The sequence below is a fragment of the Rhizobium rosettiformans W3 genome (assembly GCF_004912135.1).
Classification (GTDB): Bacteria; Pseudomonadota; Alphaproteobacteria; order Rhizobiales; family Rhizobiaceae; genus Allorhizobium; species Allorhizobium rosettiformans.
Genome location: NZ_STGU01000003.1, coordinates 184325 through 197049, shown reverse-complemented (window position 1 = coordinate 197049; position 12725 = coordinate 184325). Strand labels below are relative to the sequence as shown.

Annotated in this window: 14 protein-coding genes; 12 read left to right on the top strand and 2 right to left on the bottom strand. The window is 64.0% G+C overall.

The annotated features are described in order from the left end of the window. Window positions 1-118: 118 nt before the first annotated feature. Complete coding sequence (locus tag FAA86_RS07035; RefSeq protein ID WP_136539309.1) at window positions 119-757, top strand: GNAT family N-acetyltransferase; 639 nt, start codon at window positions 119-121, stop codon at window positions 755-757. Then, window positions 754-1341 (top strand): GNAT family N-acetyltransferase, encoded by a 588-nt coding sequence (locus tag FAA86_RS07030; RefSeq protein WP_136539307.1) that lies wholly within the window; start codon window positions 754-756, stop codon window positions 1339-1341. The genes FAA86_RS07035 and FAA86_RS07030 overlap by 4 nt, the downstream gene beginning before the upstream one ends. 33 nt (window positions 1342-1374) lie before the next feature. Here FAA86_RS07030 and FAA86_RS07025 read toward each other — a convergent pair whose 3' ends face one another. Next, window positions 1375-2238 (bottom strand): endonuclease/exonuclease/phosphatase family protein, encoded by an 864-nt coding sequence (locus FAA86_RS07025; RefSeq protein ID WP_136539305.1) that lies wholly within the window; start codon window positions 2236-2238, stop codon window positions 1375-1377. Between the two features lie 86 nt (window positions 2239-2324). Between FAA86_RS07025 and obgE the strand changes: the two genes are divergently transcribed. The 10 genes from obgE to FAA86_RS06975 all read left to right on the top strand — a co-directional run bounded on the left by obgE (window position 2325) and on the right by FAA86_RS06975 (window position 12303). Further along, window positions 2325-3413, top strand: a complete 1089-nt coding sequence (gene obgE / locus FAA86_RS07020) for a GTPase ObgE (protein ID WP_167494916.1) — start codon at window positions 2325-2327, stop codon at window positions 3411-3413. Continuing rightward, the gene (gene proB, locus FAA86_RS07015; RefSeq protein ID WP_136539303.1) at window positions 3413-4588 is read left to right on the top strand and encodes a glutamate 5-kinase; all 1176 of its coding nucleotides are present in this window, start codon (window positions 3413-3415) and stop codon (window positions 4586-4588) included. Before obgE ends, proB begins: the two co-directional genes overlap by 1 nt. Next, window positions 4581-5864, top strand: coding sequence for a glutamate-5-semialdehyde dehydrogenase (locus FAA86_RS07010; RefSeq protein ID WP_136539301.1), 1284 nt, complete (start codon window positions 4581-4583; stop codon window positions 5862-5864). Before proB ends, FAA86_RS07010 begins: the two co-directional genes overlap by 8 nt. A 37-nt stretch (window positions 5865-5901) precedes the next feature. After that, window positions 5902-6498: a nicotinate-nucleotide adenylyltransferase gene (locus tag FAA86_RS07005; RefSeq protein ID WP_210309902.1), complete on the top strand. Its 597-nt coding sequence runs from the start codon at window positions 5902-5904 to the stop codon at window positions 6496-6498. Window positions 6499-6625: 127 nt separating this feature from the next. Continuing rightward, window positions 6626-7036: a ribosome silencing factor gene (rsfS, locus tag FAA86_RS07000; RefSeq protein ID WP_183954621.1), complete on the top strand. Its 411-nt coding sequence runs from the start codon at window positions 6626-6628 to the stop codon at window positions 7034-7036. A gap of 103 nt (window positions 7037-7139) precedes the next feature. Beyond that, on the top strand, window positions 7140-7622 hold the full coding sequence (gene rlmH, locus FAA86_RS06995) for a 23S rRNA (pseudouridine(1915)-N(3))-methyltransferase RlmH (RefSeq protein ID WP_136539297.1): 483 nt from the start codon (window positions 7140-7142) through the stop codon (window positions 7620-7622). A 148-nt stretch (window positions 7623-7770) separates the two neighbouring features. Then, window positions 7771-9186, top strand: coding sequence for a murein hydrolase activator EnvC family protein (locus tag FAA86_RS06990; protein ID WP_136539700.1), 1416 nt, complete (start codon window positions 7771-7773; stop codon window positions 9184-9186). After that, window positions 9176-10495 (top strand): S41 family peptidase, encoded by a 1320-nt coding sequence (locus FAA86_RS06985; protein ID WP_136539295.1) that lies wholly within the window; start codon window positions 9176-9178, stop codon window positions 10493-10495. Before FAA86_RS06990 ends, FAA86_RS06985 begins: the two co-directional genes overlap by 11 nt. A gap of 85 nt (window positions 10496-10580) precedes the next feature. Continuing rightward, window positions 10581-11762, top strand: a complete 1182-nt coding sequence (locus FAA86_RS06980) for a divergent polysaccharide deacetylase family protein (RefSeq protein ID WP_136539293.1) — start codon at window positions 10581-10583, stop codon at window positions 11760-11762. A gap of 7 nt (window positions 11763-11769) precedes the next feature. Continuing rightward, on the top strand, window positions 11770-12303 hold the full coding sequence (locus FAA86_RS06975) for an RNA pyrophosphohydrolase (protein WP_136539291.1): 534 nt from the start codon (window positions 11770-11772) through the stop codon (window positions 12301-12303). A gap of 9 nt (window positions 12304-12312) precedes the next feature. On the opposite strand, the gene FAA86_RS06970 is transcribed toward FAA86_RS06975, so the two are convergent. After that, a complete protein-coding gene (locus tag FAA86_RS06970) occupies window positions 12313-12720 on the bottom strand; it encodes a rhodanese-like domain-containing protein (protein WP_136539289.1) in 408 nt (135 codons plus the stop codon). Window positions 12721-12725 lie beyond the last annotated feature (5 nt).

Sequence of the window (12725 nt, the reverse complement as noted above, 5' to 3'; positions counted from 1 at the left end):
CGCTCTAAAACAGCCGGCGTCTCATCGACCCGGCTGACCGCACCAGGTTCAGTCAGACAAAAAGGGGAGATGGGGCGCCATCTCCCCTTTTTTCTTGTCCAACGAAGGAGACTGAACCATGCAAAGTCTGATGATGAGGGACGACCAATCACGGTCGCCCGAAGAACGGCCAAGGCCCGATCGGCCGAGGAGCGATTGCCCTGTCTTATTGTCGCAAAGGCTGGTCCTGCGCGCACCCCACACCGAAGACATCGACGCCCTTGCCCATCTCGCCAACAACGCCGCCATTGCCACCATGGTGGCGCGCATGCCGCATCCCTATACGGCGAAAGACGCGGCCGACTTCGTGCGACGCACGAATATCGGCGAGATTGGCAAGTGCGTCTATGCCATCACAAAAGCGGACAATGGCGAGTTCCTCGGTTGCTGCGCGCTGGAGCCCAATCCGGCCGACGATACTATCCTGGAAATGGGCTACTGGCTGGGCGAACCCTACTGGAACAAGGGTTATGCCACCGAGGCAGCCCATGCCCTGATCGACATGGCCTTCCGCACTCGCGAATGGGTGAGCCGCATTGATGCACGCTGCCGCGTCACCAACATCGCCTCGCGCCGGGTCATCCAGAAGTCCGGCTTCCAGTTCCAGGGCACCGGCATGGTCGGCAACCTTGCCATGGGCGGGCCAGTCCCCGTCGAATGGTACAGGCTCGACCGCAAGACCTGGCTGTCCTTGAAGAGCTGGGGGGAAATGCGATGAGCGCGATGCTGGCCGAAAGACCCGCCACAATGCCGCTGATGCCGGGCGCCTGCCCGGTCATCGAAACGGCACGTCTGGTGCTGCGCCCTCACCGCATGCAGGATGCGGATGCGATTGCGAACTCGCTCAGCGATTTCGCCGTTGCCCGCATGCTGACGCGCGTGCCGGTCCCTTACGACCGCGAGGATGGACGCGACTGGCTGAACATGGTGACGTCGGGCCTCAAGCCCGACTGGCACTTCGCGATCACGCTCGATGGCGTCCATATCGGGGTTGCGTCCCTGGAGCGCCGCCACGGCCTCTGGCACATCGGCTACTGGCTGAACCGCTTCTACTGGAGCAAGGGCATCATGTCCGAAGCTGTCGAGGCAGCCCTCGACCGCTTCTTCTGGCGCATGCCGCAAGCCGAGATTTTCGGCGGCGCCTTTGCCGACAACCCGGCATCGCTTCGCCTGCTGGAAGCCCGCGGTTTTCGCACGGTCGGCGTTGAGGACGTGTTCTCCAAGGCGCGCAATACCATGGCGCCGCTGGTCGAATTCCGTCTGTCCCAGCCGGACTTCGCTGGCCGTAGGAGACTTGCATAGCCGACAATGCTCCGGGCGCCAGCCGCCCGGGGCTCACCCTTCCGCCAGTTCGACCCAGACCGGCAGATGGTCGGAACCACGGGCGGAAGTATCCACCCGACAGGCCTCAAGGCGACCCGCAAGGCCGCCGCTGACGAAACAGTAATCGAGATGCATGCGCCGCGCCCCATCCTCGCTGATCCAGCTATACCCGTCCGCCGGGCGGGCCTTGAGGTATGCCTCCGCGTCCGTCGGAAACCCGGAACGCGGCGCGCGCCCGTAATAGGCGTCGTTGCGGCCGACCATGGCGATATATTCGGGGCTTTCCGGCTCCATGTTGAAGTCGCCCATGATCAGGAAGTCCTGCGGCAGCGGCGGATCCGGCAGGCCGAATTCATTGACGCCGGTCAGGGCGCCCCATTCCTCGCCGTAGAGCTGGACGCGATCCTTGAGGAAGGCGATTTGCGCCAGCCGCTCGTCCGGCGAGACGTGATCGAGATGAACGGAATAGACCCTGAGCGCCCTGCCCGGCGCCTCGATCACCGCCTCCAGTGCGCCCCGTTGCAGATTGAGCCTGTCGAAGGTCCGGTGGCGCGGCAAGAGCAGGTTACGGCTGGCGCGGATCGGAAAGCGCGACAGCACCATATTGCCGAACTGGAAGCGCCGCTCCCGCAGGCGCCCATCGGTGACCGCATGATCGACCAGCACATCGCAGGCCGGTCCGAAGACAGTGAAATAGGTCGGAAAGGCCGCCGAGAAGATCTCGACGAGGTCCGCATAGTCGTTCCGGCTGTAACCGCGGGTGACTTCCTGCAACGCAATCACATCGGCATCGCGGATGCTGTCGGCGATGCGATCGGGGTCGAAACGCCCGTCCTGACCGAAGCCGTATTGGATGTTGTAGCTTACGAACTTCACGATACTCTTTGACCTCCGCGCCAAGCGGCTATATCGATGGCCGCAATCTCCGCGCAGAACCTGACAGAAGAATTGACGGCAGCAAGATGAAATTTCTCGATGAGGCTAAGGTATACATTCGCTCGGGCGACGGCGGCGCCGGTGCTGTCTCGTTTCGGCGCGAAAAGTTCATCGAGTTCGGCGGACCCGACGGCGGCGACGGCGGCCGCGGCGGCGACGTGTGGGTCGAGGCCGTCAACGGCCTGAACACGCTCATCGACTTCCGCTTCCAGCAGCACTTCAAGGCAAAGACCGGCACGCACGGCATGGGCCGCAACCGGACCGGCGCCAATGGCGAAGACGTGACGCTGAAGGTTCCGGTCGGCACCCAGATCTTCGAAGAGGACAACGAGACCCTGATCGTCGACCTGACGGCCGAGGGCCAGCGCTTCCGCATCGCCAAGGGCGGCAATGGCGGCTTCGGCAACGCCCATTTCAAGACCTCGACGAACCAGGCGCCCGATTGGGCCAATCCGGGTCTCGAGGGTGAGGAAAAGACCGTCTGGCTGCGCCTGAAGCTGATCGCCGATGCCGGTCTCGTTGGCCTGCCCAATGCCGGCAAGTCGACGTTCCTGGCCTCGGTCACCCGCGCACGGCCGAAGATTGCCAATTACCCGTTCACGACGCTGCATCCGAACCTCGGCGTTGCCACCGTCGACGAACGCGAATTCATCCTCGCCGACATTCCGGGCCTGATCGAAGGTGCCCATGAAGGCGTCGGCATCGGCGACCGCTTCCTCGGCCACGTCGAACGCACCCGCGTGCTTCTGCACCTCGTCTCCGCCCAGGAAGAGCAGGTCGGCAAGGCCTACAAGACCGTCCGCCACGAACTCGATGCCTATGGCGGCGGCCTCGAAGACAAGCCGGAAATCGTGGCTCTCTCCCAGATCGACGTGCTGGACGAGGCGGAACTCAAGAAGAAGGCAGCGGAGCTGAAGAAGGCCTGCGGCCAGACACCGCTGCTTCTCTCGGCCATTACCAACAAGGGCATGACGGATGCGCTGCGCGCCCTGCGCGATGTAATCGTCGCGGCCCAGGGCAATCAGCCCCTGCCCGAGAAGCGTGAGAAGAACCGGCGGAAGCGGGACGACGACGGCAATCTCGAAGCCGGCTTCGACGAGGAAGGCGACGACTGATGACCACCCGGCTCCGCTCGCTCTCCCGCGTGAAGCGGGTCGTCATCAAGATCGGCTCCGCCCTTCTGGTTGATCGCGGTTCCGGCATGCGCAAAGCCTGGCTCGATGCCATCTGCGATGACATCGCGGCATTGAAGGCAAGAGGCACGGACGTTCTCGTTGTCTCCTCGGGCGCTATCGCGCTCGGCCGCACCGTGCTCGACATGCCCTCGGGCGCCCTGAAGCTCGAGGAAAGCCAGGCCTGCGCGGCCGTCGGTCAGATTGCGCTGGCCCGCCATTGGGCAGAAAGCCTCTCCCGCCACCAGATCGTCGCCGGTCAGATCCTGCTGACGCTGGGCGACACCGAAGAACGCCGCCGCTATCTCAACGCTCGCGCCACCCTCAATCAACTCTTGAAGATTGGCGCTGTGCCGATCATCAACGAGAACGATACGGTCGCGACGACCGAAATCCGCTACGGCGACAACGATCGCCTGGCCGCCCGCGTCGCCACCATGGCCGGCGCCGACCTGCTCGTTCTGCTCTCCGACATCGATGGCCTCTATACGGCCCCGCCCCATCTCGACCCGCAGGCGCAGTTCCTCGACACGATCGAAGAGATCACGCCCGCGATCGAAGCCATGGCCGGCGGTGCAGCCTCGGAACTGTCGCGCGGCGGTATGCGCACCAAGATCGACGCCGGCAAGATCGCAACCAGCGCCGGCTGCGCCATGATCATTGCCTCGGGCAAGACGATGAACCCGCTCGCAGGGATCGAAAACGGCGCCCGCCATTCCTGGTTTGCCGCCTCCAAGTCGCCGGTCACGGCACGCAAGACCTGGATCGCCGGTCAGCTACAGCCGGCCGGTATCGTGCAGGTGGACAATGGTGCCGAAGGTGCGCTGCGCTCCGGCAAGAGCCTGCTGCCCGCAGGCGTGCGATCCGTCTCCGGCGCCTTCCATCGCGGCGATACCGTGTCGATCGTGACGACTGAGGGGCGCGAGATCGCCCGTGGCCTCGCGGGTTATGATGCCGACGAGGCGCGCCGCATCTGCGGGCGCAAGTCCAACGAGATCGAGAAGATCCTCGGTTATCCCGGCCGCGCCGCCATGATCCATCGAGACGATCTCGTCATGATCGAACCGAAACTGCGGGACACCGCAGCGAGTGACCGCAAGGATGCAGCCCATGCTTGATGCCGTGTCGAACCAGAACTCCGTCGAAGGCCTGATGCTCGACATCGGCCGCCGCGCCCGCGCCGCCGCTCGACCGCTGGCCATCGCCTCGACGGATGCCAAGAACAAGGCGCTTCTCGCCATGGCCGAAGCTCTGGTCGCCGCCGAGGCCGAGATCCTTGCGGCCAATGCGCTCGACCTGAAGAACGCGGCAGCCGCAAACCTTGCCGCTTCCTTCGTCGATCGTCTGACCCTGAATTCTGCCCGTGTCGCAGCGATTGCCGAGTCGATGCGCGAGATTGCCGAGCTGCCCGATCCCGTCGGCAGCATGATCACCGAATGGGACCGCCCGAACGGCTTGCACATCGAGCGCGTGCGCACGCCCCTTGGCGTGATCGGCGTGATCTACGAGAGCCGCCCGAACGTGACCGCGGATGCGGGCGCCCTCTGCCTGAAGGCCGGCAATGCCGTCATCCTGCGCGGCGGCTCGGACTCGGTCCATTCCTCGCGGGCGATCCATGCCTGCCTCGTGCAGGGCCTCGTCACCGCCGGCCTGCCCGCCGATGCCATCCAGCTTGTGCCCACCACGGATCGCGCCGCCGTCGGCGCGCTGCTGTCGGGCCTTGAAGGATCGATCGACGTGATCGTGCCCCGCGGCGGCAAAAGCCTTGTCGCGCGCGTGCAGCAGGAAGCCCGCGTGCCGGTTTTCGCCCATCTCGAAGGCCTCTGCCACGTCTATGTCGACGGCTCTGCCGATCTCGACATGGCAAAGAAGATCGTCGTCAACGCCAAGATGCGCCGCACCGGCATCTGCGGCTCGGCCGAAACCCTGCTCGTCGACAGTGCCGCCATCTCCACCCATCTGCAGCCGCTGATCGAAGTTCTGACCGAAGCCGGCTGCGAAATCCGCGCCTCGGCCACGGTGCTGCGGGTCATCCCGGGCTTGAAGCCGGCCACGGAAGAAGACTGGCGCACGGAATATCTTGACGCGATCATCTCGGTGGCGGTCGTTGACGGGATCGGTGGGGCGATCGATCACATAGCCCGCTATTCGTCGAACCACACCGAGGCCGTCATCGCGGAAGATCCCGCCGTCGTCGAGCGTTTCTTCAATGAGATTGATTCCGCGATCCTGCTGCACAATGCATCCACCCAGTTCGCCGATGGTGGCGAATTCGGCATGGGGGCTGAGATCGGCATTGCGACCGGCAAGATGCATGCGCGCGGTCCCGTCGGCGTCGAGCAGCTGACCTCCTTCAAGTACCGGGTTCGCGGCAACGGCCAGGTCCGTCCCTGAGGTGGTGGAAACCGCACTCGCCCATCGCTATACCGTGATGCCGCATGTCGAGCGCGGCATGGTGGTCGGCCTGTTCGGCGGCTCCTTCAACCCCCCGCATCAGGGGCACCTGCTGGTGGCCGAGATCGCCTTGAGACGTCTTGGCCTCGATCAGCTCTGGTGGCTGGTGACGCCGGGCAATCCGCTCAAGAGCCGCAACGAGTTGGCGCCTCTGGCGGAGCGGCTGGAGGCCTGCGAAGCGCTGGCCGAGGATCCGAGGATCAAGATCACCGCCTTCGAAAAGACGCTTGGCACGAGCTACACCGCCCGGACGCTGGACTTCATCCGCGCCCGCAATCCCCATGTCCATTTCATCTGGATCATGGGAGCCGACAATCTGGCCGGCTTCCACCGCTGGCAGCGCTGGCAGAAGATCGCAACGACCTTCCCGATCGCCGTCATCGACCGGCCAGGCTCCACGCTCGCCTATCTCTCGTCGAAGACGGCACGCACCTTCGACTACGCACGGGTCGACGAGGAGGATGCCGGTGTTCTCTGGCAGAAGCGGGCACCGGCCTGGACCTTCATTCACGGGCCGCGCTCGACCCTGAGCTCTACCGCGATCCGGGCCGCGGCAGGCAAGCCGAGATCTTGACGATCCGGACCTTCGGCATTTTCGACCATGCCTTGAAAGTTTAACAGATCGATGCCACCTTTTGGTGGCGATCCGAGTTATAGAATCGCAGACGTGCTGTTCTGTTATTCCAAGGAAAGGACGAACTCTGACAACAGTACACACCAAGGGACGCGCCTCTCGCGCTATCCCGAAGAGCATGGAACGTGGCGCCGATGCTGCAGCCCGTGCGCTTGAGCTGGTCCTCGCAAGCCTCGAGGACTCCAAAGCAGAAGACATCGTCTCTATCGACATTGCCGGCAAATCGGCCCTGGGCGACTACATGGTGGTCGTGTCCGGACGCTCGAACCGTCATGTCTCGGCGATCAGCGAACACCTCATTTCCGATCTGAAGGACGAAGGCCTGGGTTCTGCCCGCGTCGAAGGTCTCGACAGTGGCGATTGGGTGCTGATCGATACGGGAGACATCATCGTGCATGTGTTCCGGCCCGAAATCCGTGAGTTCTACAACATCGAAAAGATGTGGGCGGCTCCGGACATCGAGGATCGCTTGCACTAATACGGCCGGCCGTCCTCAAGGACGGTCCCGAAGCCGGATTGACACGGCAGGGTAGTTCCTGCCGATAGAGATGGTTTTGTGACCTGAAACTGGGACTGCCCGCATGAAAATTGGCATCTATGCCGTGGGCCGGCTGAAAGCCGGTCCGGAGAAGGAACTCGCGTCCCGCTATTTGGACCGTCTTGCCAAGGCCGGGCCGCAATGTGGCCTCGAATTCACCCGCTCCGTCGAACTGAATGAAAGCCGCGCCGGCAATGCCGACACGAGAAAGCGCGAGGAAGCCCAGGAGCTTTCCCGCCAGATCCCCGAAGGCGCGCTCATTGTCGTCCTCGACGAGCGCGGCAAGGCCTTTGACAGTGCCGAATTCGCGAAATTCGTCGGAGACGCAGCCGATAACGGCCAGCGCGACATGGCCTTCGTCATCGGTGGCGCCGATGGCATCGATCCCGAGCTACGCGACCGCGCCCGCCTCGTCCTCAATCTTGGCAAGCTCACCTGGCCACATCAGCTGGTCCGCATCCTGATCGCCGAGCAGCTTTACCGCGCCGTGACCATCCTGACGGGACATCCCTATCACCGCGTTTGACGGCGCCGATCCCCATCGGTGACGCAATGCTTTGCCTTGATCGCAAATCAGCGTATTTTCGCCGCCGAACCGGATAGAGCCCTTGCCCACCGTCACCGAAGACATCGCAGCCGTCCTTCAAGGCCGCCGCCGAAAGGCGGGCCTGGCGATGGCTTGTGTTCTCGGAAGCCTTCTCGCATCGGCCTCGCCGCTTCTGACGCTGGCACAGCAGGCGCAGACCCCGGCAGCCCCAGGCGCCACGACGGGAGCCCTTCCGACCGCCCCGGCTCAGACAGGCGACCGGGTCGTGGCCGATCCGGCACCGGATCCGGCGCTCGAACTGCGCTCCAAGCGCGACCAGGTCAGCGCCGAACTGCAGGCCATTGCCTCCAGCATGAAGCTCTCGGAGGAAAAGGCGGCCGAACTGCAGAAGAGCATCGAAGATCTGGAAAAGACCTCGGAGAGCCTGAAGACGGCCCTGATCGAGTCGGCCAGCCGCCGCAAGGACATCGAGAAGCAGATCAGCGAGGGCGAGAAGCGCCTGGCGGACATTGGTCTTCGCGAAGACGAGATCCGCGCCTCCTTCCGCGAACGCCGGGCCATGCTGGCCGAGGTTCTGGCCGCCCTCCAGCGCATGGGACGCAATCCCCCGCCCGCTTTGCTCGTCAGCCCCGAAGACGCCTTGGGATCGGTCCGCACCGCAATCCTGCTCGGTGCCGTGGTGCCCGGGATCCGCCACGAAACCGACAAGCTTGCCGCCGATCTCGAAGAGTTGATCGCGCTGCGCGAGGCCGGCAGGAAGGAGATGGACGGCATGGTCGCCGCCATTGCCAACCGCCAGGAAGAGGAGCGGCGGATGGATCTTCTGGTGGCGGAAAACGAGCGCCTCGCCCGCACCAACTCTCTCCAGCTCCAGGCAGAACGCAAACAATCGGAAGCACTTGCCGAACGCGCCTCGACCATGGAGGCGCTGATCCGCTCGTTGGAAAACGAGATCACCTCGGTGCGCCAGGCCGCCGAATTGGCGCGCGCGGAAGAGCTCAAACGCAGCCAGATGAGCGAGGAGCAGAGGGCCCGCGCCCTGGAGCTTGCCCAGTCTGGACTGCCCGATAAAAACCGCATTGCGCCAGCATATCCGTTCTCGGAGCTGAAGCAGAAATTGGAATTGCCGGTTGCCGGCGAAACCCTGCGACAGTTCGGTGATCCGGACGGAACGGGCCACCAGGCTCAAGGGGTCGTCATTGCCTCGCAGCCTGGCGCGCTGGTGACCGCACCGGCGGATGCATGGGTGGTGTTTGCTGGAAATTTCCGAAGCTACGGCCAGATGATCATTCTGAACACGGGCGACGGCTATCACATGGTGCTGTCTGGTATGGACCGGATCAGCACGAGCCAGGGCAAGTTTGTTCTCTCCGGAGAGCCGCTGGCGACCATGGGTGAGAAAAGAGTGGCGAGCGCGACGGTATTGGCGCTGGAAACCGATCGGCCAACACTTTACATTGAACTTCGGAAAGACGGTAAACCGGTTGATTCCCGTCCCTGGTGGGCCGGAGGCGATTCTGGAAAGGCACAGAATGATACGTAGGGTCTCTCTTCTCCTCGTCGGCGCACTGATGGGCGCAACCGCGATGAGCGTCATCTATTCGGCAGGTGTTCCGGCGCAAGCGGCGGGCAATTCTACCTACAAGGAACTCTCGATCTTCGGCGACGTCTTCGAGCGCATCCGCGCCCAATACGTCACCCCGCCGGACGAGAACAAGCTGGTCGAAAGCGCCATCAACGGCATGCTGACCTCGCTCGACCCGCACTCGGTCTACATGAACGCCAAGGACGCGGCCGACATGCAGACCCAGACCCGCGGTGAATTCGGCGGCATCGGCATCGAAGTGACGATGGAAGAAGAACTGGTCAAGGTCATCACCCCGATCGATGACACGCCCGGCGCCAAGGCCGGCATCCTCGCCGGCGACTTCATCTCCGAGATCAACGGCGAAAGCGTTCGCGGTCTGAAGCTCGAAGAAGCCGTCGAGAAGATGCGCGGTGCCGTCAACACGCCGATCAAGCTGACCATCCTGCGTGAAGGCGCCGACAAGCCGCTCGACATCACCGTGACCCGCGAAATCATCCCGATCCGCGCCGTGAAGTCGCGCGTTGAAGGCGATGTCGGTTATCTCCGCGTCATCTCCTTCACCGAGAAGACCTATGACGACCTGGAAGCCGCGATCGAGAAGATCAAGAAGGAAGTGCCGGAAGACAAGCTGAAGGGCTTTGTCCTCGACCTCCGCCTCAACCCGGGCGGTCTGCTCGATCAGGCGATCTATGTCTCCGACGCCTTCCTGGAGCGCGGCGAAGTCGTCTCGACCCGCTCGCGTGATCCGCAGGATACCCGCCGCTTCAACGCAACGGCCGGCGATCTGACCGATGGTAAGCCGGTGGTCGTGCTGATCAATGGCGGCTCGGCATCGGCGTCCGAAATCGTGGCCGGCGCCCTGCAGGACCTGAAGCGCGCGACGGTGCTCGGCACCCGCTCCTTCGGCAAGGGCTCCGTGCAGACCATCATCCCGATGGGCGACAAGGGTGCGCTGCGTCTGACGACGGCGCTCTACTATACCCCCTCGGGCAACTCGATCCAGGGAACCGGCATCGAGCCTGACATCAAGGTCGAGCAGCCTCTTCCGGAAGAGCTCCAAGGCAAGGTGCGCACCGAGGGCGAATCCTCGCTTCCGGGTCACATCAAGGGCCAGAACGAGAATGAAGAGGGCTCCGGTTCGGTCGCCTACGTGCCGCCGGAAGCCAAGGACGACGTCCAGCTCAACTACGCGCTCGACCTGCTGCGGGGCGTGAAGACCGATCCGGCCTTCCCGGCAGACCCGCAAAAGGCGTCGCTGCAGTAAACCACTTGAAAATGGCCGCCCGCGTATCGATGATGCGCGGGCGGCCTCTTCGTATCTGGGCCGCCGGCATCACTGGAAATCGCGCATGGACCTTCATGCACCGCTCGGTCAGGAGCGAAAGGACAAACGCCGCGGCAGGTCACGCCTGCGCCTGTCCACCGTGTCTTCCGTATTTGCCGCTCTCGCTCTGCTCGGCCTGTCTGCCTGGACCTCGCTGGCGCCCGTACCGCTTCAGAGCAATCCGCCGATCGGCCTCACACCGGCACCGCCGGAACCGACCAACATCGCCAGCAGTCAGCCCGATCGTGATCCGACCGAGGCTCCGGCAGGCCTTGCGACAAGCGGCCCTGATGACGGCGCCGTCATCCGTCGCACCACGACCGCAGACGGCAATGTCGTTACCACCTTCAGCCCCAATGCACGTCAGGGCCCGGTCGTCATCGGCGCCAGCCGGACCCAGGACCCGCGCCTGGCAGGCCAGCCCAACGAGGACCTGATCGAGGCGACGGACGCCGGTGAACTCCCCACCGTCTCCGCATCGGGCCTGCGCCCTGTCGATTTTTACGCCCGCCCCTGGTCCGGCGCGCGCGGCACCCGCATCGCGATCGTGATCGGCGGCATAGGCCTGAGCCAGACCGGCAGCCAGAAGGCGGTCCAGGACCTGCCTGAGGACATCACGCTCGCCTTCGCCGCCACCGGCAACAGCCTGCAGCGCTGGATGCAGGAAGCCCGTCGCAAGGGCCACGAAATCCTGCTCCAGGTCCCTATGGAGCCCTTCGACTATCCGGCGATCGATCCTGGCCGAGGCACGCTGCTGGCCGAGAAGGCGGCTGCCAGCAATCTCGCCAATCTGCACCAGGCCATGGCCCAGATCACCAATTACACGGGCATCATGAACTATATGGGCGCCCGCTTCCTGTCCGATGACAAGGCCATGGACCCCGTCATGCGTGACATCGGCAAACGCGGCCTGATGTTCCTCGACGACGGCTCGACCGCCCGCTCGCTGTCAGGCGATTACGCCAAGGCGATTGGCTTCCCGCATGCCTATGCCGACGTGATGATCGACGCCCAGGTCGACCGTCAGGCGATCCTGGCCAAGCTCGACGAGTTGGAACGCATCGCAAGGCGCAATGGCCAGGCCATCGGCGTCGGGGCAGCCTTTGACGAAACCATTTCAGCGGTTGCCGAATGGCGCAACGAGGCCGTTGCCCGCGGCATCGAATTCGTCGGCATTTCCGCTCTGGCGAACGAAAACACACCTTGAGGACATCATGACGAAGACCGGAACGACGAAGCCGCAGGTAAAGGCCGAGGATCTGCCCTATCGCCCCTGTGTCGGGATCATGGTGCTGAACCGAGAGGGACTTGTCTGGGCGGGCCGACGCATCCCCGAGGGCAATTCCGAATATGACGGTTCGCCGCAGCTTTGGCAGATGCCGCAAGGCGGCATCGACCCGGGCGAAGATCCGCTGCCGGCCGCCATACGCGAGCTCTATGAGGAAACGGGCATCAAGACCGTTTCGCTGCTCGCCGAGGCCAGCCGCTGGATCAACTACGATCTGCCCGCCGAGCTGATCGGCATCGGCTTGAAGGGCAAGTTCCGCGGTCAGACCCAGCGCTGGTTCGCCTTCCGCTTCGAAGGCGACGAAAGCGAGATCGCCATCAACCCGCCCCCGGGCGGCCATGAGGCGGAATTCGATGCCTGGGAATGGAAGCCCATGCAGGACCTGCCCGGCCTGATCGTCCCCTTCAAGCGCGAGGTCTACGACCAGGTCGTCGCCGAATTCGCCCATCTGGCGGGGTGAGGCTCACCCTCAGGCGTTTTGGAGGCCATGGGCCACGGCAAAGCCTTCATCCGCCCAGCCGGTCATGCCGCCGATCATGACCTTCACCTTCCGTCCAAGGCGGGCAAGGCGGAGCGCTGCCCGGTCGGTGCCGTTGCAATGCGGGCCGGCGCAATAGACGACGAAGAGTGTCTCCTCCGGCCATTCCGCCATGCGCCGCTCCGTCATCTTGCCGTGCGGCAGGTTGATCGCGCCCGGCAAATGTGCCCTTTCGAAGAGCTTCGGTCCCCGCACGTCGAGGAGAACGAAATCGGCCTCACCGCGGCTCATCACCTCATGCACGTCCCAGCAATCCGTTTCGAAGGCGAGCCGCGCGACATAATGCGCTTCGACAAGGGCGGGATCGGCGGCAGGGATTTCGGTGACGAGGCTTGGCATGGGTG

What these genes read in the sequence shown, in the direction of transcription:
- FAA86_RS06975 (WP_136539291.1), top strand. Translation starts at nt 11,770, where the DNA reads ATGACGAAGACCGGAACGACGAAGCCGCAGGTAAAGGCCGAGGATCTG.
- FAA86_RS06970 (WP_136539289.1), bottom strand. Translation starts at nt 12,720, where the DNA reads ATGCCAAGCCTCGTCACCGAAATCCCTGCCGCCGATCCCGCCCTTGTC.
- FAA86_RS06985 (WP_136539295.1), top strand. Translation starts at nt 9,176, where the DNA reads ATGATACGTAGGGTCTCTCTTCTCCTCGTCGGCGCACTGATGGGCGCA.
- FAA86_RS07030 (WP_136539307.1), top strand. Translation starts at nt 754, where the DNA reads ATGAGCGCGATGCTGGCCGAAAGACCCGCCACAATGCCGCTGATGCCG.
- rlmH (WP_136539297.1), top strand. Translation starts at nt 7,140, where the DNA reads ATGAAAATTGGCATCTATGCCGTGGGCCGGCTGAAAGCCGGTCCGGAG.
- proB (WP_136539303.1), top strand. Translation starts at nt 3,413, where the DNA reads ATGACCACCCGGCTCCGCTCGCTCTCCCGCGTGAAGCGGGTCGTCATC.
- FAA86_RS07010 (WP_136539301.1), top strand. Translation starts at nt 4,581, where the DNA reads ATGCTTGATGCCGTGTCGAACCAGAACTCCGTCGAAGGCCTGATGCTC.
- FAA86_RS07035 (WP_136539309.1), top strand. Translation starts at nt 119, where the DNA reads ATGCAAAGTCTGATGATGAGGGACGACCAATCACGGTCGCCCGAAGAA.
- FAA86_RS07005 (WP_210309902.1), top strand. Translation starts at nt 5,902, where the DNA reads ATGCCGCATGTCGAGCGCGGCATGGTGGTCGGCCTGTTCGGCGGCTCC.
- obgE (WP_167494916.1), top strand. Translation starts at nt 2,325, where the DNA reads ATGAAATTTCTCGATGAGGCTAAGGTATACATTCGCTCGGGCGACGGC.
- FAA86_RS06990 (WP_136539700.1), top strand. Translation starts at nt 7,771, where the DNA reads ATGGCTTGTGTTCTCGGAAGCCTTCTCGCATCGGCCTCGCCGCTTCTG.
- FAA86_RS06980 (WP_136539293.1), top strand. Translation starts at nt 10,581, where the DNA reads ATGGACCTTCATGCACCGCTCGGTCAGGAGCGAAAGGACAAACGCCGC.